General features: G+C 60.8%; 22 protein-coding genes and 1 tRNA gene. 14 read left to right on the top strand and 9 right to left on the bottom strand.

Annotated features, from left to right (window positions below; genetic code table 11):
* Window positions 1-11 precede the first annotated feature (11 nt).
* The 8 genes from H559_RS21630 to H559_RS0108555 are packed head-to-tail and all read left to right on the top strand — an operon-like array spanning window position 12 to window position 5,828.
* Window positions 12-752: a hypothetical protein gene (locus H559_RS21630; protein ID WP_051279132.1), complete on the top strand. Its 741-nt coding sequence runs from the start codon at window positions 12-14 to the stop codon at window positions 750-752.
* A complete protein-coding gene (locus tag H559_RS0108525; RefSeq protein ID WP_028452361.1) occupies window positions 749-1,411 on the top strand; it encodes a hypothetical protein in 663 nt (220 codons plus the stop codon). The genes H559_RS21630 and H559_RS0108525 overlap by 4 nt, the downstream gene beginning before the upstream one ends.
* Window positions 1,408-1,941, top strand: coding sequence for a hypothetical protein (locus tag H559_RS0108530; RefSeq protein WP_028452362.1), 534 nt, complete (start codon window positions 1,408-1,410; stop codon window positions 1,939-1,941). The genes H559_RS0108525 and H559_RS0108530 overlap by 4 nt, the downstream gene beginning before the upstream one ends.
* A gap of 1 nt (window position 1,942) precedes the next feature.
* Window positions 1,943-2,467: a recombinase family protein gene (locus H559_RS22630; RefSeq protein WP_155845342.1), complete on the top strand. Its 525-nt coding sequence runs from the start codon at window positions 1,943-1,945 to the stop codon at window positions 2,465-2,467.
* Window positions 2,464-4,464 carry a secretin GspD/PilQ domain-containing protein gene (locus tag H559_RS19570; protein ID WP_051279141.1) on the top strand — a complete coding sequence of 667 codons (2,001 nt, stop codon included), beginning with the start codon at window positions 2,464-2,466 and terminating at the stop codon, window positions 4,462-4,464. The genes H559_RS22630 and H559_RS19570 overlap by 4 nt, the downstream gene beginning before the upstream one ends.
* 8 nt (window positions 4,465-4,472) lie before the next feature.
* The gene (locus H559_RS0108545; protein WP_245579352.1) at window positions 4,473-4,955 is read left to right on the top strand and encodes a type II secretion system protein; all 483 of its coding nucleotides are present in this window, start codon (window positions 4,473-4,475) and stop codon (window positions 4,953-4,955) included.
* A 5-nt stretch (window positions 4,956-4,960) separates the two neighbouring features.
* Entirely contained in the window at window positions 4,961-5,359 is a 399-nt protein-coding gene (locus tag H559_RS0108550; RefSeq protein WP_211230912.1) for a type II secretion system protein, read from the top strand.
* Window positions 5,334-5,828 (top strand): membrane protein, encoded by a 495-nt coding sequence (locus H559_RS0108555; protein ID WP_028452365.1) that lies wholly within the window; start codon window positions 5,334-5,336, stop codon window positions 5,826-5,828. Before H559_RS0108550 ends, H559_RS0108555 begins: the two co-directional genes overlap by 26 nt.
* A 153-nt stretch (window positions 5,829-5,981) precedes the next feature.
* On the opposite strand, the gene H559_RS0108560 is transcribed toward H559_RS0108555, so the two are convergent.
* The 3 genes from H559_RS0108560 to H559_RS0108570 form a co-directional block, all read right to left on the bottom strand.
* Window positions 5,982-7,040, bottom strand: coding sequence for a bifunctional nicotinamide-nucleotide adenylyltransferase/Nudix hydroxylase (locus H559_RS0108560; RefSeq protein ID WP_028452366.1), 1,059 nt, complete (start codon window positions 7,038-7,040; stop codon window positions 5,982-5,984).
* 59 nt (window positions 7,041-7,099) lie between these two features.
* Window positions 7,100-8,017: a quinolinate synthase NadA gene (nadA, locus tag H559_RS0108565; RefSeq protein WP_028452367.1), complete on the bottom strand. Its 918-nt coding sequence runs from the start codon at window positions 8,015-8,017 to the stop codon at window positions 7,100-7,102.
* 211 nt (window positions 8,018-8,228) lie between these two features.
* Window positions 8,229-8,693: a hypothetical protein gene (locus H559_RS0108570; RefSeq protein ID WP_155845343.1), complete on the bottom strand. Its 465-nt coding sequence runs from the start codon at window positions 8,691-8,693 to the stop codon at window positions 8,229-8,231.
* A 104-nt stretch (window positions 8,694-8,797) separates the two neighbouring features.
* Between H559_RS0108570 and H559_RS0108575 the strand changes: the two genes are divergently transcribed.
* Entirely contained in the window at window positions 8,798-9,949 is a 1,152-nt protein-coding gene (locus H559_RS0108575) for a pyridoxal-phosphate-dependent aminotransferase family protein (protein ID WP_051279146.1), read from the top strand.
* A gap of 171 nt (window positions 9,950-10,120) precedes the next feature.
* On the top strand, window positions 10,121-10,864 hold the full coding sequence (locus tag H559_RS0108580; RefSeq protein ID WP_155845344.1) for a hypothetical protein: 744 nt from the start codon (window positions 10,121-10,123) through the stop codon (window positions 10,862-10,864).
* Between the two features lie 106 nt (window positions 10,865-10,970).
* Here H559_RS0108580 and gltX read toward each other — a convergent pair whose 3' ends face one another.
* Together gltX and mltF are read right to left on the bottom strand one after the other, a co-directional pair.
* Window positions 10,971-12,362 (bottom strand): glutamate--tRNA ligase, encoded by a 1,392-nt coding sequence (gene gltX, locus H559_RS0108585; protein ID WP_034640412.1) that lies wholly within the window; start codon window positions 12,360-12,362, stop codon window positions 10,971-10,973.
* A 112-nt stretch (window positions 12,363-12,474) separates the two neighbouring features.
* Complete coding sequence (gene mltF, locus H559_RS19575; RefSeq protein ID WP_081412952.1) at window positions 12,475-13,938, bottom strand: membrane-bound lytic murein transglycosylase MltF; 1,464 nt, start codon at window positions 13,936-13,938, stop codon at window positions 12,475-12,477.
* Between the two features lie 109 nt (window positions 13,939-14,047).
* Here mltF and H559_RS0108595 point away from each other — a divergent pair.
* Window positions 14,048-14,137, top strand: a tRNA-Ser gene (locus H559_RS0108595).
* Window positions 14,138-14,394: 257 nt separating this feature from the next.
* Here the strand turns inward: H559_RS0108595 and H559_RS0108600 are convergent.
* Window positions 14,395-15,273 carry an ATP-binding protein gene (locus H559_RS0108600; protein WP_034640414.1) on the bottom strand — a complete coding sequence of 293 codons (879 nt, stop codon included), beginning with the start codon at window positions 15,271-15,273 and terminating at the stop codon, window positions 14,395-14,397.
* A 364-nt stretch (window positions 15,274-15,637) separates the two neighbouring features.
* Between H559_RS0108600 and H559_RS0108605 the strand changes: the two genes are divergently transcribed.
* From H559_RS0108605 to H559_RS21635, 3 genes are all read left to right on the top strand, one after another.
* Complete coding sequence (locus tag H559_RS0108605; protein ID WP_155845345.1) at window positions 15,638-15,781, top strand: hypothetical protein; 144 nt, start codon at window positions 15,638-15,640, stop codon at window positions 15,779-15,781.
* 356 nt (window positions 15,782-16,137) lie between these two features.
* Complete coding sequence (locus H559_RS0108610) at window positions 16,138-17,706, top strand: GGDEF domain-containing response regulator (protein WP_034640418.1); 1,569 nt, start codon at window positions 16,138-16,140, stop codon at window positions 17,704-17,706.
* Between the two features lie 61 nt (window positions 17,707-17,767).
* Complete coding sequence (locus tag H559_RS21635) at window positions 17,768-18,574, top strand: class I SAM-dependent methyltransferase (RefSeq protein ID WP_028452375.1); 807 nt, start codon at window positions 17,768-17,770, stop codon at window positions 18,572-18,574.
* Between the two features lie 68 nt (window positions 18,575-18,642).
* On the opposite strand, the gene H559_RS0108620 is transcribed toward H559_RS21635, so the two are convergent.
* The 3 genes from H559_RS0108620 to H559_RS21640 all read right to left on the bottom strand — a co-directional run bounded on the left by H559_RS0108620 (window position 18,643) and on the right by H559_RS21640 (window position 20,052).
* Window positions 18,643-18,984 carry a hypothetical protein gene (locus H559_RS0108620; RefSeq protein WP_028452376.1) on the bottom strand — a complete coding sequence of 114 codons (342 nt, stop codon included), beginning with the start codon at window positions 18,982-18,984 and terminating at the stop codon, window positions 18,643-18,645.
* A gap of 18 nt (window positions 18,985-19,002) precedes the next feature.
* The gene (locus H559_RS0108625) at window positions 19,003-19,323 is read right to left on the bottom strand and encodes a hypothetical protein (RefSeq protein ID WP_028452377.1); all 321 of its coding nucleotides are present in this window, start codon (window positions 19,321-19,323) and stop codon (window positions 19,003-19,005) included.
* A gap of 93 nt (window positions 19,324-19,416) precedes the next feature.
* Entirely contained in the window at window positions 19,417-20,052 is a 636-nt protein-coding gene (locus H559_RS21640) for a Crp/Fnr family transcriptional regulator (protein ID WP_162143309.1), read from the bottom strand.
* Between the last annotated feature and the right edge of the window lie 20 nt (window positions 20,053-20,072).

Raw genomic sequence — 20,072 nt, forward strand, 5'->3', positions numbered from 1 at the left:
ACGAGTGCCAAATGGTGAGCTACCCTCTGGGGCAGCGCCAGCCATGCTGGCACGGCGTTCAGACGCTGGATCGTGAAGGCACCATGCTGCTGACCCAGTTGCAGGATCTGGTCAATGGGGCACCACGTGGCAAATTCGGCCAGGACAGCCTGCAATTCGTACTCGGCGCGCCGCTGGTTCGCCACACCCTGCTTCCCTGGCAGGACAGCCTCAATACCGACAAGGACTGGCGCAATTACGCCGGTGCACTGTTTGCACAGCAGTATGGTTCCGACATCAGCCAGTGGCGCATCCAGATCGCGGAAGAAGGCTACGGCCACCCACGGCTTGCTGTCGCAATTGACGAACTGGTGTATCAGACCATGCTCGACACGGCCCGCAATGGCAAGCTGCGCCTCAATGGCGTCGAACCACTGCTGGCACACACAGTCAATCACTATTTCCGGCAGATCCGCGGGGCGGAATTTGCACTGCTGATTCTTGGCAAGCACTATGCACATGTTGGCTTCTGGCGCGACCGGCAATGGCAATCCGTCATCTGCCAGCCCTTTATCCATCCGGAAGCCTACGATCCGGAGCAGTTGTACGCACTACTCCGCGATACGGCCATTCTGACCGGCCAAGCAATGCCCGCTGAAATTTATCTGAGCTCAGCCGAACTGGACGGCTCGCACCTCGACGTTCACAGTGACCGGATCATCTGGCTCGGCCATCCGTTGCCCGCCTTCGCGTCATCCCAGGTTAAGCCATGAAGCCGCTCTATCTTGACTTCCACCGGCCACGCCATGTCGTCCCCTGGCTGGGGCTCGCACTGATTGCTTCAGGCGTAATCGCCCTGCTTGGCGTGATGACGCAGCTCGATGTCATCGCCCAACAACGCGTCCAGTTGCAGCAGGATGAGGATGACCTGGCCATCCGAATTCGCCGCAGCCAGGCACAGGAACAAAGCCAGCAGGCCTCATCACCGATTACCGGAAAGCAGATCGAACTGCGCACTGCGCAACTCTTTTCTCCTCTGCCTTTGCTGGAAGATCTGTCCGCTCACTGGGCTTCCGACGTTGCCTTTACCCGTCTGGACCTGGATACAACGGCGCGCAATGCCAAGCTGGACCTGGAGGCACGAGACCTGAACCAGCTGCTGCTGTTTATCGACCGGCTTGAATCCGATCCGGCAATCGATCTGGTCACTCTGGCCCGGAGCGGGGCGAAACCGAACGACCCGTACAAGCCCACCGTTGCCGCCATCGAGATCAACTGGCGCAAGGCATCCGAGTTCGCCAATATCCACAACCCGTTTACCGGTGCATCTGCGGCATCAAGTGCCAGTGCCGCAAGCAAGGCCGCCAGCCTGCCAACACCCGGGACGGCAAGCAAACCGGCCAGTTCGCCAGTGACCCGAGGTGTGCGATGAACAAGGCCCAGCTTCAATGGTATTTGCGCCAGCTCCCGCGCTATGGCGGCTTGCTGGCATTGATTGGTCTGGCACTCCTGGTGCTGTCCGGCATCCTGTATCTGCAGAAACTGCAGCCCGCGCGCCTGTCGCTGCAGACCCGGGAGCTTGAACTCGAGCGCCAGTTTTACCGCTTGCGCAGCATGCCGGTCGCCAGCAGCAGCGCCAGTGTTCCCATTGGCGAAATTCGCCTGAACCAGCCGGAAACCTACACCTTTTTCCTGCGCAGGCTCAATCTGCTCAATGAACAGTACCGGATCACGCCTGCCCAGATGGATTACAAAACCAGCATCGAGCAAGAAGGCCACTTTGTCCGCTACAGCCTGCAGTTTGGTGCCAGTCTCAGCTACCAGCAGCTTCATCCCTGGCTTGGCAGCATGGAGGCCATTCCCGGCGTGCGCATTGAAGCCATCAATCTGAGCCGCAGCCAGATCAGTGAAGAGCAGCTCACGGCCCAGATCCAGCTGTCCTATCTGACAGAGGTGCGCTGAGATGCTATCCCGCCCTCTTGTCATTGCATTGGTGATTACCGGAGGTCTGAGCTTCTACGCCTGGTGGAAGGATAGCCAGGAAAGCGAGCCAGAACTCGATGCCAGACCACGCAGCACCGCTCCGCGTGCGAGTACTGCAGCTCAAGCCGTGCCGTCCCATGCCGTACAGGCCAGCGCAGCGAGTACCGCAGCCAGCGCGGCAATGGTCAACCTGTTCCCGCGCCAGAACTGGGCGCCACCACCGACGCCAACCCCGGCTCCTCCGCCACCGCCACCACCAACGGCCCCTCCCTTGCCGTTTGTCATGGTCGCCAGCTGGCACGAGAATGGAGCGGACCAGTATTTCGTCGAAGCGCAGGGACAGCAGATTGTGCTTTGTACCAGTTGCAACAGCATGGGGCGGGTACGTCCCGGTGACACCCTGCTGGGTGTGTACCGGCTCGACAAGATTAGCCGCGACATGCTCCATTTCACCTATTTGCCCTTGAATCAGCAGCAACAGCTGCCCACAGGAGGAACGCCATGAAGCGTGCCCTGATTTATTCGATGCTCAGCGTAAGCATCCTCGCCGGCTGTGCCGCAGAAATGGCTCGCAAGGAAGGTGAAAACCTGATCGTGCAGGGCGACCCGGAAACCGGACTGCGCGTGCTGAAGGAAAAAGTGGCCAGCTACCCGGAGGATATTCCGCTGCGTACTGCCTATGCCTCGCAGCTGAACAACTATCTTGCCCGCCTGCAGGCAGAGGGTGATGCCGCACGCAATGCAGGCAATACAGCGGTGGCGATCTCCAAATACCAGCTGCTTCTTTCCTGGGACCCGAACAATACGCGCGCACGCGACAGCGTCCGCCTGATCGAACTCGGAGTGCGCCATAACTCGATGCTGGCCTACGCCAACTCGATCAAGGACACCCAGCCAAAAGAAACGATGGCGATTGCCCAGCAGATACTGAAGGACGATCCGGGCAACAAGCAGGCACGCACGCTGTACTACTACGCCGAAGCCAAACTGTCCAAACAGGCGCTCAAGCCTGCGCTGGCTGCCAATCTGCAAAGCCCGATTTCACTGCAGTTCCGCGACCAGCCGCTGATGAGCGTCTTTGAAATCATTTCGCGCGCAGCCAACGTCAACTTCATTTTCGACAAGGATGTGCCGCCCAACCTCAAGGCCACCATTTTTGCCCGCAACACCACGGTGGAAGACGTCATCAACCTGCTGCTGACGACCAACCAGCTTGACCGCAAGATCCTGAACGAAAACACGATCCTGATTTTCCCGAAACGCCCGGACAAGGACAGGGATTACAAGGATCTGACCATGCGCACCTTCTACCTGAACAATGCCGACCCCAAGCAGGTGCTGGCAATGATCAAGCAGATGATCAAGACTCGTGACGTTTACATCGACGAGCGCCTGAACATGCTGGTGATGCGGGACACGCCCGATGCCATCGCCGTTGCCGAACGCCTGATCGCGGCGCAGGATCTGCCGATGCCGGAAGTCGAACTGGATGTGCAGATCCTCGAAGTCAACAGCTCCGATGTGCTGAATCTGGGCATCGAATACCCCGGGTCGGTCTCCGCGACGGTTTACGACCCGAATTATGGTCTCACCGGAACACTCAAGGACCAGCTTGCCGCAGGCAAGGTGGTGCTGGATCAGCTTAGCAACATCAACAAGGGTGATGTTCTGGTCAATCTCGGGAGCCCGACTCTGACCGCAAACCTGCAGCAGGTCAGCAACAAGGGCAATATTCTGGCCAACCCCAAGATCCGCGTGAAAAACAAGGACAAGGCCAAGGTGGTCATTGGTGAACGTGTACCGGTGGTGACCACCACCAACTCCAACGGGGTGGTAACCGAGAACATCAATTATCAGGATATCGGCCTCACGCTGAATGTTGAGCCGGCGCTGTCGCAGGATACCGATGTGAGCGTCAAGCTGAGCCTGGAAGTCTCGAACATTACCAAGCAGATCGTGACCAAGAGTGGCCTGGTGGCTTACCAGATCGGCACCCGTCGCGCCGAAACCAATATGTCGGTCCGCGATGGCGAAACGCAGGTACTGGCTGGTTTGCTGAACAAGGTGGACAAGAACGATGGCTCGGGGTTGCCCTTCCTGAGCTCGATCCCGCTGCTTGACCGGATTGCCGGCACCAAGAAAACCCAGAACGACCGTACCGAAATTGTCATGTTGATCACGCCGCGGCTGGTTAAGACTTTGAACCCGCCACCTGCGCACATCATGGAGTTTGAGAGCGGTACCGAGGGCAGCATCAATACCGATGCCTTGCGCCTGCGCCCCGCTTCAACGGTCAACATCAGCTCACAGGGTGGCAGTTCGGGCACGTATGTACCGCCACCGGCCCCACAACCTGCTCCGGCGCCGGCACCGACGCCCCAACCGGCACAGGCTGCAGCTCCAGCACCGCAGAGCATCCCTGCCAACGCAGAACCTCAGCACCCATCTCCAACTCCAGTACCAGAAAACAAGGGCTACGGTGGCGGCATGGGGCGCCGTTAAGACATCTGATGATGCATATGCAATACCAGCGTGGCTTTACACTGATCGAGCTGATGGTGACGCTCACCATCCTCGCCGTGCTGGCCACCGTCGCCCTGCCGCTCTCGCAGATTGCTGCCACGCGCAATCGCGAGGATGAACTGCGCCGCGCACTCTGGCAGATTCGCAGCGGGATCGACGATTACAAGAAAGCCTCCGACGAGGGTCGCGTCCGCAAGAATCTGGACGATTCCGGCTATCCGCCAACACTGGAGGCGCTGGTTGAAGGCGTGAAAGATGCCAAGGACCCATCCGGCAAGATGATCTATTTCATGCGCCGCATTCCGCGTGACCCCTTCTGCGATTGCCCGGCTCAGAGCAATGCCGAAACCTGGGGCCTGCGCAGTTACGCCAGCTCGCCCGATTCGCCGGAAGCCGGCAAGGATGTCTTCGACGTGTACTCAACCTCCCGCGGCATCGCCCTCAATGGCGTGCCCTATCGCGAATGGTAGCCGGCATGATCCGCTCATCTCGCCGTCGCCACCTGCTCGCCCGCCTGCTCGGCTTCACGCTGATCGAACTGCTGGTGGTGCTCGCCATCATGGCCAGTCTGCTCACGCTGGTGGTGCCGCGCTATTTCCAGCAGACCGACCGCGCAGCCGAAACGGTACTCAAGCACAATCTGGTGGCCGTCCGCGATGCGATTGACAAGTTCTTTGCCGACACAGGCCGCTATCCGGCCTCGCTGCAGGAGCTGGTCGACCGTAAATACCTGCGCGAAATCCCGCTTGATCCGGTCACCAACAGCCGCGATACCTGGATCATCGTTCCGCCCGAAAGCGGGGCCGGCGTCTACGACCTGAAATCCGGCGCCCCGGGCGCGGACAAGAATGGCTCGCCATACAATAACTGGTAAGCACCGGCAGGGCGGCTTCGCCTATGGCTGGGTGCTGATGCTGGTCCTGGTCATGGGCGTTTATCTGGCCGAGGTCGGTGAAGTCTGGCAGACCCGCATCCAGCGCGATAAGGAAGCCGAATTGATGCGGGTTGGCAATGAAATCCGCCTGGCAATCAAGGCCTATTCGGAACAGAACACCGGCTCAGGCCCGCAATACCCGCGCGAACTCGCCGACCTGGTCAAGGATCCGCGCATGCCGGTTACCAAACGCTATCTGCGCCGCGCGTACAAGGACCCGATCACGGGTGAAGACTGGCAACTCATTCCGGCTCCGGGTGGTGGCTTCATGGGCGTTTACAGCAAATCAATGATGCGCCCGCTGAAGCAGGACGGCTTTCCGAACGACTATGCCTCCTTCAAGGACAAGCAGAGCTATAACGAATGGCGCTTTGCATGGTGGCCGCAGGGCAACAGCGGGCGCCGCTGAACCGGGCTGGCTCATACACCACCACCTATCAATCCACAACCATTTCTCTTAAATGGCTGCCGCCACATACCCACAAAAAAGCCGTCATTGCGTGACGGCTTTTTTGTTTTCTGCTGCCAGCAGGCGCGGGAAACCGCACGCCTCCTCACCCTCTCAGATCTGTCCGAGAAACCAGTTCACGATGTAGAAGTGATCCTCGAACAGCTCCGCTTCCATGCGCTGGAATTCGTACAGCGGCACCCATTTGGCACGATCCGCATCGTCGCTGCCGCGTACCTTGGGCAGCCCCTCGCCGGTCGGCGTCAGCTCGATCAGATAGGCATGCGTGATGGTACGGCCCCGCAAACTGCGCCGCGGATGATCAAACACCCGGCTGGCGCGTATTGATCCCGCCAGCACCGGAGCCGGCACTTTCAGCCGGGTTTCCTCGCGCAATTCGCGGATCGCCGCATCGCGGATCGGCTCGTTCTGGTCGACAAAACCGCCCGGCAAGGCCCACAGCCCCTTGCCCGGCAGATTCTTGCGGCGAATCAGCAGGATGTGCCCGGAATGGATGACCACAGCATCGGCAGTGACAAAGGTCGGCGGGTACGGCGCCACTGCCCAGGACTGGCGGAACGCCTGCACATAACGCCATTCTTCTTCAAGCTGGGCATAGGTTTCCGTTTGCCGGAAGGCGTCGAGCCAGGCAAACACCGGCGCTGGCAGCTGCGCCACGCAATCAGCAAAGCCGCCACCCTGTTTATCCCAGAGCGCCCAGCGGATGCTAGATGCCTGAATGCCCGGCACTTCGGGCACTTCAACCCGTGACCACTGCGGAAACAGGTCAAGGTAATACGAGGGCTTGCTCTGCCCGCAGCCGATGATGCCGACCCGGAATCCGGTCGCGCGCTGCTCGACACTGGCGGTATCCACCGCCACTACCTTGTCAACCAGGCTCTGAACTTCAGTCACCCATTGCTGGTCGTTGTACATGCGATCCGAGCATCCGACGACGAAGACGCGCGCCTGCTCCTCGGGAGTCAGTGCCGCGCGAATCAGCTGCTCGCGCTCAGAAACATTGAACGGGTTGCGCGGGCTGCGCGCCTGCCGCGCCGAGCCGCAGATGATGATGAGCTTGCCCGCTTGCGCCAGCGCCTGACGCACCACCGCAAGGTGGCCGGCATGAAAGGGCTGGAAGCGGCCGATGAACACCAGATAATCGAATTTCATGTTCTTCCTGTTCCTGATCAGCAATGAAAAAGGGCGACCGCGTCGCCCTTTGCCACTGATTACTGGTAGTAGCGCTTGGAGAAGTCGAGCATGCGTTCGATCGGCAAGCGCGCTGCGTCCATCAGCTCCGGCGTCAGGTAATCAATCTCGATGCCACCCTCGCCACGTTGTGCACGCTCGACTGCGGCGATGGTGTTCATCTTCATGTACGGGCAGGAATTGCACTGGCAACCGGCGTAGATCGGCGCCTGCTGGATGTTCAGGTCCGGACGGGCCTGGTGCATGTTGTAGAGAATGCCATCCTCGGTCGCGACAAAGATCGCCGCATCGGGCTCTTTATCGAAGGTCTTGATCCAGTTGAGCATGCCGGAAGTCGAGCCGACGTAATCGGCCTGCTGCAGCACCGGGAGCGGGGATTCCGGGTGTGCGATCAGGTATTTGGCAGTGGAAACTGCGGCAAAGGCTTCATCCAGCGCCGCCTGGTTGAACTTGTCGTGCACTTCGCACACCGCCGACCACAGCGGCATGTCGTAGCCGTACTGGAAGTTGAGATACGCGCCCATATTGCGGTCGGGCGAGAAGATCACCTTCTTGCCCTCGGCGTAGATGCTGGCAATCAGGTCATCGACGTTGCGGCTGGTGCAGATCCAGTCCGACAGCGCCTTGTGCTCGGCCGAGCTGTTGATGTACGACACGTGCACGTAATCGGGGTGTTCTTCACGCCACTTTTTCAGCGCAACCACATCGGTTTGCGTCACCAGCGAACAGGTCGAACCGGAATCAGGCAGGATAACCTTCGCCCCCGGGTTCAGAATCTTGGCCGTTTCGGCCATGAAACGCACACCGGCAAACACGATGACATCGGCGCCGCATTCCTTGGCATACAGCGACAATTCCAGACTGTCGCCGACCTTGTCAGCCATCTGCTGAATTTCGGGATGGGTATAGTAATGGGCAAGCGTGACCACTTTGGCCATGGGAATTCCTCCGGGCAAGAATGGGCGGGCTATCCCGCACCAGGCAACGCCCTTGCTTGCTCAATAAAATGAGAGAACGCGGCAAGGGCAACAGGGTATGCCCTCGACAACCGCACTGCGAATCCCGCAGCACCCGAGCATGGCCGCGATCATACGCCGATTTGCCGCCCGCGACAGCCCGCCGGAATGCAACAAAGCGTAGCCTGGATGGTTAAATCGCCGCCGCTGCTGCCCGATATCGCAGTTCGATCCAGCAATCCAGATTCTGCAATACCGTGCGCACCAGCACCTCGCCCCAGGGCAGGTGAAAGCGAACGACCGGATTACTGCGTTCATCCGGCCCGCGCCCGAGCTGACGGGACAACAGGCGTACCAGCAGATCGCGCTCCGCCTCACAGCCCGGAGCCTGTGGTTTAACCGAGTCATCCCAGACCGCCTGGCAATAACCGTCCAGCCAGCGCAAGCGCACACTGCGCCGCCCCCCCTCGTCGCGCAGCAGGATGACCCGCCAGCGCTTGCCGGCCCATAGGCCTGAGCCATCGAGCGCATAATCTCCCTCAGCATCTCGTAGCCACGGCCTGGCCGGCTCTACAGCGTTCAGCAAAGGGCCGGATAATGGGAACTCTGACGCGCTCACCTCGCCCGTCGCCAGATCAATCGCCAATACGTGGTTCATCATCCCCCCTGTGTTGCGCCCTTGCTGCATGGCAGCAGATTTGTTTTAACCTGCGACAAGGCCAGCCATAATAAAGCCGTCGCCCTCCTTCCGCCGAGATTGTCATGCAGCCGCCTCTTTCCCAGCCGCATATCCAGCCCTTCTTCCCGCCGCAACGCACGCTGATGGGGCCCGGCCCCTCCGACGTTTACCCGTCTGTACTGGCCGCTTGCGCCAAACCGACCCTGGGCCACCTCGACCCGCTGTTCGTCGGCATGATGGATGAAGTGAAACAGCTGCTGCAATATGCCTTCCAGACCCGAAACGAGATGACGCTGGCCGTGTCAGCGCCCGGCTCGGCCGGTATGGAGGCCTGCTTCGTCAATCTGGTGGAACCGGGCGAAAAGGTGATCGTTTGCCGCAACGGTGTTTTTGGCGAGCGCATGCGCAGCAATGTCGAGCGCTTGGGCGCGGTAGCCGTAACGGTCGACGACGACTGGGGCAAGCCGGTGGACGTGCAGAAAGTGGCGGATGCCATCAAGACCAATCCGGATGCGAAATTCCTCGCCTTCGTGCATGCCGAAACCTCGACCGGCGCGCGCTCGGATGCAAAGGCGCTGTGTACACTGGCCAAAGAACACGGCCTGCTCACGATTGTCGATACCGTCACCGCGCTGGGCGGAATCGAGCTGCGGATCGACGACTGGGGCATCGACGCCGTGTATTCGGGCAGCCAGAAATGCCTGTCCTGCGTGCCTGGGCTCTCACCCATTTCTTTCTCGCCGGCGGCGGTCGAAAAACTGAAAGCACGGAAAAGTCTGGTGCAGAGCTGGTTCCTCGATCAGACGCTGGTCATGGGCTACTGGGGCAATACCAGCGGCGCCAAACGCACCTACCACCACACGGCGCCGGTTAACGCCCTGTATGCGCTGCACGAGGCGCTGCGGCTGCTGGCCGACGAAGGTCTGGAAAATGCCTGGGCGCGCCACGCCATGCTGCACACCGAGCTGCGCGACGGCCTCGCGGCCCTCGGCATCGAATTCGTGGTCGAGGAAAAGTACCGGCTGCCACAACTGAATGCCGTGCACATTCCGGCTGGGGTCGATGACGCGGCGGTACGCAGCTGGTTGCTGAACGACTACAACCTGGAAATCGGCGCCGGCCTGGGCGCGCTGGCCAGCAAGGCCTGGCGCATCGGCCTGATGGGCTACGGCGCGCGCCGCGAAAATGTCGCGGTGCTGCTGGGTGCGCTGGGTGAAGTCCTGAAACAGAGATAGATATGCACCTATATGCCCATGGCCTTTTATACAAAAAGGCTGCGGGCACATACCCATTAAGAAGCAAGTAGTCAGCACCGGCAAACCCGGCGCGGTATCCTCGCAGCCCTCACACAAACTCCATCGTCCCTCCACATTGCTCATGCAGGATGGCGGGATCGAAGGAGGTGAATGATGCTACTGACACTTGCCCTGTGTCTGGCCAGTTTTCTGCCGGCCGTATTGCTGCCGCAACGGCCGTTGCTGATGTGGCTGGCACTGGTCGGCATGGGCATGTTGCGCATGCTGGGCCTGCGCGTGGAAGACCCGGCCTTTATAGGCATCCTGCTGGCCATGAGCGGCATCACGGTCGTTCTGGCGTTCCTGCTCTGCATCCGCGGCCTGATACGTCATTATTGGCTGCGACTGCCTGCGATCAGCGTTTCGGCACCGGATACTCGCAGCAGGGATTACCTGCTGTTCGCGGTCTTGCTGCTCCCTGCACTGCTTTGCCCGATGGCCGCCTGCCTCTATCTGCCGGGCATCGGCCCGCTGCTGCTGCTGTCTTTCCCAAGTGAACCGCAGTTCCCGGTGTGGTTTGCGCAAGCGGTACTGGGATTATCGCTACCCGTCAGCCTGCTGCTCGGAATGCCGGCACTGCTGCTGCGCCCGCTGCGCCGTCATGCGCCAGCCTGGCTGCTCGGTGTTCTGCTACTAAGCAGCCTGCTGGCCGCCGAGCACGTGAAACGCGCAGAAATCATCAAACATGTGCCTGAGTCCGCACGCACGAGCCTGATCACACAGTCCTTTCTGGCCGACCTTCGCGAATATGGTCACGAACGGGGCAACAACCCGCACGCCAGCTACCAGCTTGATGGCGTTGAATACCTGTGGAGCTATCGCCTGCGCAAGTTCGTGCGCGAGGATGCCGGATAGCCAGAAGCAGCACGTGGCGCGGCAAGCCGCAGGCATGAAAAAGGGGATACACATAGATGTATCCCCTTATAGCCTTTAATTTAAAAGGGCCACAATCACATACCCATCAAGCCAGACGACGCAACACTTCCTCGCGACCGATCAGCGCCAGCACGGCGTCCACCGACGGGGTGTTGGTAATCCCGCACACCTTGGCGCGCAGCGGCATGCCGACCTGCGGCATCTTCACGCCCTGCTGCTTGACGAAGTCCTTGATGAAGGCGCCCAGGCTCGCCGCATCCCAGCTTGGCAGCTGCGCCGCGCCTTCGGCAAACAGCTTCAGGCGTTCTTCGTCTTCCGGCTGCAGGTGCTTTTCGACAATTTCGGCCGTCGGGTTCAGCGGCTGGTAGAAATACTCGGCCTGATTGGCCATCTCGATCAGCGTCTGGCTGCGGTCCTTCAGGAGTGTGACGACGTCGGCGAGCGCCGGGCCGCTGGCGGTGTCGATATTGCGATCAGAAAGGAAGGCGGCAACGCGTTCGGCCAGTCTGGCTGCATCGGTCGCCTTGATGTGCTGGGCATTGAGCCACAGCAGCTTTTCGCGGTCGAAGCGGCTCGGCGCACTGGATACGTCCTTCAGGTCAAACCATTCAACGAATTGCTCCATGCTGAAGAATTCGTCGTCGCCGTGCCCCCAGCCCAGGCGCGCCAGATAATTCAGCAGCGCCTCCGGCAGGATACCCAGCGCATCGTAATCCACCACCGACACTGCGTCACGGCGCTTGCTCATTTTCTGGCCCTGATCGTTGTGGATCATCGGCAGGTGGGCAAAGGTCGGCACCGTGGCGCCCAGGGCCTGATAGATCACGATCTGGCGCGGGGTGTTGTTCACGTGGTCGTCGCCACGGATGACATGGCTGATCTGCATGTCGTAGTCGTCCACCACCACGCAGAAGTTGTAGGTCGGTGTACCGTCCGGGCGGGCGATGATCAGGTCATCAAGTTCAGAAGCGGCAATCTCGATACGGCCCTTGACCGCATCATCCCAGGCAATCACGCCATCCAGCTGGGTCTTGAAACGCACGACCGGCGGCACGTCCGCAGGGGGCACCGGCAGGGTCTTGCCGGCTTCGGGGCGCCAGCGGCGATCGTAGCGCGGCTTTTCGCCCTTCGCTTCGGCCTCGGCACGCATCGCTTCCAGCTCTTCCTTGCTGGCATAGCAGTAATAGGCGTGGCCGCTCTCCAACAGCTGCGCAATGACTTGCTTGTAGCGGTCCATGCGCTGCATCTGATAGAACGGGCCTTCATCGTAATCCAGCCCCACCCAGTGCATGCCGTCCAGAATGGCCTTGACCGATTCCGGTGTCGAGCGCTCCAGATCGGTATCCTCGATGCGCAGCACGAAAGTACCGCCGTGCTTGCGGGCATACGCCCAGGAGAACAGCGCGGTGCGTACGCCACCAATGTGCAAGAGACCAGTGGGGGACGGGGCGAAACGGGTACGGATGGCAGAGGTCATGGAATGATCCGGTATCTGTAAAAACGCAAGGCTGCCATTTTAGCGGCAGCCTGTGCGTATGGGTGAACAATGCGAAATATCGCTGCGGCCTGAAGCGGTCCGCAGCAATCGCTCAGAGCGAGGCGGACTGCACCGGACGGGCGGCAGCGCCCTTCAGCCGGCTGTTGATCGCCAGCGGCAGATTGCCCGGATTATCGATCACGACAAACTCGGCCAGCACCGGGTGGTCGAGCTGCGCCGGCGCTTCATGGCGCGCCAGAATGTCATAGTAGGTGCGCAGCTTGCCGACGTAGTACACCGGTTCGCCTCCACGCGCATAGCCATATTTCACCGTGCTGAAATACTCGGGATTGCGCAGCAGCGGCAGCGTGGTCTTCACGTCGGCCCACAGGTCGGGATTCTTGCCCTGCCGGCGCGCCAGCGTGCGGGCGTCCTCCAGATGGCCGAAGCCGACGTTGTAGGCGGCCAGCGCCAGCCAGGTGCGATCCGGCTCGGCAACGTCCTTGCCCACCATGTCGCGCAGCTCGTTCACCAGCCGGGCCGCCCCCATGATGCTCTGGTAGGGATCAAGCCGGTCAACCCCCAGATAACCTGCCGTATTGTTGGTCAGCATCATCAGGCCGCGTACACCGTAGGGCGATACAGCCTCGGGGTTCCAGTGCGATTCGGTGTAGCCGAGAGCAGCGAGCATGCGCCAGTCGATGTCATATTTGGCACCGGCCTCCTGGAACCACTTGCGGTATTTCGGCAGGATGGTATCGATGCGATCCTGGAACACCTGCGCATCGCCCATGCCGACACGGTTGACGTGGCCATAGTAGCGGTCAAGCAGCACGCGCATCGAGCCGTCCGCCATTTGCTGGCCAACGAATTGGTTGATCATGGCCAGCAGCTCGGGATCTCCATCGGGGACCGCCCAGGCCAGTTGCTGCGAGTCGCCACGCTGCTCGGCCACGGCCACATTCGGGAAATAGTTCTGCGCCACATCGGCGGCATGCGATTCGACCAGTGCGTAGTCGATTTCGCCACGGGCAACGCGCTCGATCAGCGTCTCGCTGTCGCCGTCCTCGATCACCTCCCAGGCCAGCCCCGCATTGCGGGTCTTGAGCTGGTTGAGCGACTGCACATACTGCGGCAGCGTTTTCACGACGGCATCGCCGTTGTATAGCCGCTTCCAGACATTGGCCTCGTTCAGCCCGGCCTTGTAGACCAGTACGGGCTGGATGCTCTGGTAAGCCGGGCCGAACATCAGCGACTCGCCTTCAAAGCCCTTTTGCAGTGCCACGCCCAGATGTGCCTCGCCACGCTTGAGGCGTGCGCGCACATCGCCGTGATTGCCGGTTACGACAAAACGGACTTTCAAGCCATGCTGCTCGGCAAAGCGGGTCACCAGATCGTACTCGAGGCCGGCGTAATTGCCTTCGGCATCCACATAGAGCGTGGTCGGGCCATTCTGGACCAGCACGACCAGTTCCTTGGATTCCATCCACGGGAGTACTTTCTGGGCGGGAGCTTCCTGCAGCTCGCCACAACCAGACAAAAGCAGAGCAGCCAGTGCCATGAGAAATCGTTTCATGCATCTTCCGAAAGTCTTGACCGGGCGCAGTGTGCCAAAAAGATGACAACAGGACAAACATGGCACTTGGCCGGAAGGAAAAAGTTGGTTACAATCTCGCCTCTTTGCTGGAGAGGTGGCAGAGTGGTTGAATGTACCTGACTCGAAATCAGGCGTAGGTGCAAGCCTACCGGGGGTTCGAATCCCCCCCTCTCCGCCAGCATTCGAAAAAGCCGCACACTGTGCGGCTTTTTCTTTGCCCGTAACTCACGCAGCAAACCTGTAAGCCACTGATTACACTACAGGAATTGCCCAGTGTAGAAGACTGCGGCGCCATGTCCAGAAATTTGTTGCAAAGCAGCATTTCAGCGAATACTACTTTCCCGACCCTATCGCGCCGCAGCCTGTGCCATGTCTTGGCTGCAGCCGTACACCCCGGAAAAAGCTGCCGCAGCATCCCGACCAGCGGTCAGCCGCTCAGTTTTCTGCGCTTTCCTGCCGCCCCGACCAGTCTCGGGCGAACTGCCAGGCCACCCGGCCGCTGCGCGCGCCCCGTCCGGTCGCCCAGATCAGCGCTTCGCGCTGCAGCGTTTCATCCCAGCCGGCCACGCCCATCACCGCCAGCCAGTGCCGCACGGCGCGCAGGTAGTCATCCTGGCTGAAGCTGTAGAAGGACAGCCACAGCCCGAAGCGCTCGGAGAGGGCAACCTTCTCCTCGATTGCCTCGGAGAAGTGGATTTCACCGCCCTCGTAGCGCGTGGCGGCGTTTTCGCTGAAGTATTCCGGCACCAGATGGCGACGGTTGGATGTGGCATAAATCAGCACATTGGCTGACGGTGCCGCGACCGAGCCATCCAGCGCGGTCTTCAGCGCCTGATAGCCGTGGTCGCCCTCTTCGAATGACAGGTCATCGCAGAACACAATGAAGCGCTCCGGCCGGCTGGCGACCAGTTCGACGATATCGGGCAGATCGTTCAGATGCGCTTTCTCCACTTCAATCAGCTTCAGCCCATCGGCACGGAATGCATTCCACGCCGCCTTGATCAGCGAGGATTTGCCCGTGCCGCGCGCGCCGGTCAGCAGCACATTGTTCGCCGTGCGCCCCGCGACAAACTGCCGCGTGTTTTGCAGCAGAGCAGCACGCTGCCGGTCAATATTCTGCAAATCCTCCAGCGCCACGCGGTGGGGATGACGCACCGGCTGCAGCACGCCCCCCTGCCCCAGGTTGCGCCAGCGAAACGCTTCGGCCTGCCAGTCGGGCGCGGCCGGCTTGCCGTGCAGTTCCAGCCAGCGCGTCAGCGCTACTTCCCCCAGCGCCAGAACCCGCAGCAGGCCTTGCTCCAGCTCATGATTCATCGCATTGCTCTCCCGTAATTGACGCGCCAGTGTAGCGCGTTTGCGACGCAGTCCAGCAAGGGGCGGGCACATCACCATATTGCAAGATGCTGATTTTTATATGCAATAAAATTTGGTTACAAATTGACGGCACACAAGAGGAGGTGCTAGATTGATTTTGCCGTCGCGGCATGGGGCTGCGGCGGACGTTCGGTTGTGTTAACAGGCCGGCTTTCCCCAAAGGATTGCCGCGCGGCCGGAGACGACACTCCGGCAACGAGTCGTGCGATCGCGGGATGCTTTTTCAAGGATTCCGGTGGGCGCGACACCTGTCAGCAAAATCTGCGACGTAGATAGTGAAACCTTCGTTAAAAGGGAGATCGCCATGCGATTCGACTTCATGGAAGGCTTAGCGAGTACGGTCAACGATGCGTTGATGAACTTGTTTCGGGCCTTCAAACCCTCTACTTATCTGGACCACGACGACTCGAGGAATCTCGCCCTCGAAGAGGCGGAACCCTTCCGGTAAATACGGGCGGTCTGAAACTTGAATCCCGCAAGGGGCACGGGGGCGCAAGCCCCCTTGTTTTTTGCGCGATCCGGCAAGCCTGCCTGCCGGCGGTACTTATATATAAGCAAACGCTTGCTGCCGCTATGCAGACTTCACACCTGGGTGGTGATGCCCCTGTCCCGACAAACGGCAGCTGATCAGGGTATATATACATAATCATGTATTGCCATACACCCGTCGTTTCCCGATAGTTACATCAACATACCCTGCACACTTCATTCACACCACATGGCAGTCGGCTACAGACAGCAAGCGACACTTTCACGTAAACTTGCATTCATCAAAAGCTAGCGCACTTGCCGCCAGGTTCCTGCATGACCACCCCGAACACGCGAACCAAACTGAGCACGCTGCTTTCCGCATGGGAAGCCTACTGCCGCGATCCGCATTTCGAACACTTTGTCGAGTTTGCGCTGGGCGTCAATACGCTCGCCGAAATCCTGCGCACCGGTAGCAGCGTCGGGCTGGCACGCATCAGCCAGGACCTGGAACAGGAAGCACTCGGTCTCTTCGGCGGCCCCGACAGCCATCCGATCAGTGATGAAGCCCGCAGCCAGCTCGCCGAACACATCCGCGGCCTGACCCAGTTGCTGGCGGGCGACGCGCCGGTCGCGCAGCAGGACCGCCGCCAGCATGGCAGCAGCGGCTGTACGCCGCCAGCCGCGCCCGGCCTGTATCTGGTCAGTGATCATGCGCTGCACTGGCAGGACCTGCAGGCCCAGCTGGGCTACTTCGGCCTGAATATCCAGCGCATAAGCTGGCAGAACCTGCCCCAGCAGGTGCAAGGCTTTTTCCTGCTGGACCTGCCAGCCTCACCGCACTGGCAGGCGCAGCTTGCCACGCTGCGCCGGCAAAATCCGGCCAGCCAGCTGATCGCGCTCGGTCTCGACAGTGAATTCGAGCTGATGCACGAAGCGCTCAAACACGGCTGCGATCACTGCTTCCCGCGCCACATGACCCACCCGGCGATGGTCGCACACATTCTGGAATTGCAGGATACGCTGCAGGAAGAAGCCTACCGCGTCCTGATCGTCGATGATTCCGTCACGGCGCATGCGCTGATCCGCCGGGCGCTGGCCGAACAGGGCATCGAAACCCGCGCCATCAGCGAACCCTCCCAGGTGCTTGATGCGCTGCGTGATTTCCAGCCCGACCTGCTGCTGCTCGACATGTACATGCCGGGCTGTACCGGTGTCGAGGTGGCGCGCATCATCCGCCAGCATCCCGAATACCTGTCCACGCCGATTGTCTACCTGTCCGGCGAAACCGACCTCGCCTTGCAGGTGGAAGCGCTGCGCCTTGGCGGCGACCATTTCCTCACCAAGCCCTTCAATCCGGTTTTCCTGAACGCCATCGTGAAAAGCAAGATCGAGCGCTACCGCACACTGCGGCGCTCGATGCAACACGACAGCCTTACCGGCCTCTTGAATCACACCAGCAGCAAAACCCAGCTCGACATGGCGCTCGAGCAATGCCGCCAGCAGCAGAAACCGCTGTGCGTGGCGATGCTCGACATCGACCATTTCAAGCTGGTAAACGATCGCTATGGCCACCCGGTGGGCGACCAGATCATCCGCAGCCTCGCCTGGCTACTGAAAAAGCGCGTACGCAGCCAGGATATTCTCGGCCGTTACGGCGGCGAGGAATTCCTGCTGGCCCTGCCGGGTGCCACGCTAAGCCAGGGCTTCACCGTGCTGGAACTGCTGCGGCAGGATTTTGCCGCCATCCATCACCCCTATGGCGATGGCTATTTCCAGCTGTCTTTTTCCTGCGGCATGGCAGCCTTCCCGGTGATCGACAGCCGCGAGGCACTGATCCAGGCAGCCGACGATGCGCTGTATCGCGCCAAGCACGCCGGGCGCAATCGGGTGGAATGCGCGTAACTTCAATATTTGATAATAATTCTCATTTGAATTAATCTGGTACTTCCTACCGGAGGTGCCCATGTCTGCCAGCCATCCCCTGCCCCACCCTCAGCAGCTGTACGCCATGGCTGCTCGCGCCAGCGCAGCGCGCCTGTGCCCCGAAATCGGCTTCAGCGATCCGACCGCCGAACGGCTGCTGTATCGCTGGCGCGAATTCATGGACGGGTTCAGGCCTGACCTGCCGGCCCTGCGGCGCTGCTGCCTGACAAGCGCCTGGCTGGACGGACAGATGCAAGCCTTCCTGCAGCAGTATCCCGACGCGCTCTGCATCAATCTTGGCGCCGGACTGGATGCCTGCCACGCTCGCCAGGCGAAACCTCACGCCAGCGACCAGTCGGACTGGATCGACGTCGACCTTCCCGACGTCATTGCCCTCAAGGCACGGCTGCTGCTGCCACGCTGCGGCTACAGCCTGGTGAGCGCAGACGTAACCCGCGCAGGCTGGACGCGCCATCTGCCACCGGCACGCAACCGTGCCATTCTGCTCAGGGCTGAAGGGCTGCTGGGGGCGCTCGACAGAGCACAGGTTCTGCAACTGTTGACAGAGCTGACCATCTGGAGCACGAATGCCTGCGCGGTGCGTCTGGCATTCGACTGGCACAGCCCGCTGCTCAGCCGCTGGCAAAGGCTCGCCGGAGCAGGCAGCCGACCCGGCTGGGCACTGGAAGGACTGGATGACCTGCCGATGGTGAATCCGCTCTGGCGACGGACAGCCGACTTCGATCTGCTTGCCGCCAGCGGCGGAGCATGCGGAGGCTGGAACCGGCTTTACCGGGCCTGCACCGGCCAGCCACTGCAGGGCTGCCAAACGCTGGAGCGGTACTGAGATTGCAAATACACAATGATGTATATAACCGTAGCCCTTTAAATAAAAGGGCTACGGGCACATACCACTCAGTCTCGATAGAAACGCTTCCATTCGCTCATGCGCAGCAGCGCACGGCATTCGCCCCGGTCAAGACGGTTACCCAGAAAAGCGCCGCGTTGGTAGGCAAAATCACGAGCGGTCAGAGCGCGCAGCTTGTTCGAGCCCGACATGCCATCCACCTCGCGGGCGACCCGCAAGCGCGCCCAGCCATAGCGACCCTCTTTCTCGTCATAACGCTCGGCACAATACTTCATGGCTCCGGCAAAAGCGCCCAGCCGGTGCGCATCCCTGACCAACGCACTGGCAGGCTCGGCCAGCAGTAACAGCAACGCGGCAAGTGTCGCCAGTAGATATTGCGAAATCTGCATCGTCATCTCCCGTCAGGCTCAATCCCAACGGGACTTGTGGGTTTCACGACGAATCTCGCGGCGCGCCTCGCGACGTTCGGCACGGACTTCACGCTCGGCCTTGCGCTTGGCGGCGCGGACTTCACGCGCACCTTCGCGGATTGCCTGACGGCGCTCCCAGGCATTGTCGGCGTTGTAATAATCACGGGCGGCTTCGCGGCGTTCGGCCATGACTTCGCGGGCACCATCGACCTTGGCCTGATGGACTTCGCGAGCACCCTCGCGGATTTCGGAGTGAACCCCGGCCATGGCCGGGGCAGCCAGCAGTGCAGCGGCCAGACAGATCAGCAGTTGTTTCATGATGGGCTCCTTGCAACATTCGGATTGCGATGGAACCCATGCTAAGCGCATGAAAGAAAAAGCTTAATAGCGTGTGCGGTTTCGCACACGCGCTCAGAACGCGTGCGGCAGCGGTTTGAGGATGAGAAAACGCCCGCGCTCGTCCTGGGTCAGGTAGCCGCCGCTGCGCAATTCTCCCAGCATGCGGTTGACCATCTCGCGCGACAGGCCGATGCGCGCCGCCAGCTCCTGCTGGCTGAGCGCAACCCCGCTGATGTCGTGCGAATTGCGTGCGCGCCGGTCCAGCCGCACCAGCAGCCGGCGCAGGCGTTGATAGCCATTGCTCTGCCCCAGCAGATTGAGTGAATTGACCAGATGGTAGACACCCTGCGCCAGTTCGCGCGCCACCGCCTCCCAGGCTGAGGGATGCGCGTCCAGTGCGCGGCGCAACGCCGTCAGTGGCAAGGCGAGATAGCGGCAGTCTTCCTGCACCACCAGATTGACCTGCGCGACCGGCTCGGAAAACAGGACATGCAATCCTGCAACCGCGCCGGCAGCCATATGGCCGTACAGATAGGCGCGCGGGCCATCGTCGGCATTGGCGGTTGCCCGCACGACGCCACTGCTTAGCAACAGCAGGCCGGTGATCGCATCGCCTTCCTGCCAGAGCAATTCGCCTGCTCTGGCCGAATGCCAGCCCCCTTCCGCCAGCAACGCAGCTCGAACATCCCCGGGAAAGGCATGCAGCATGGGAAAAAGCAGCAGCAGAA

The sequence above is a fragment of the Chitinilyticum aquatile DSM 21506 genome (assembly GCF_000430805.1).
Classification (GTDB): domain Bacteria; phylum Pseudomonadota; class Gammaproteobacteria; order Burkholderiales; family Chitinibacteraceae; genus Chitinilyticum; species Chitinilyticum aquatile.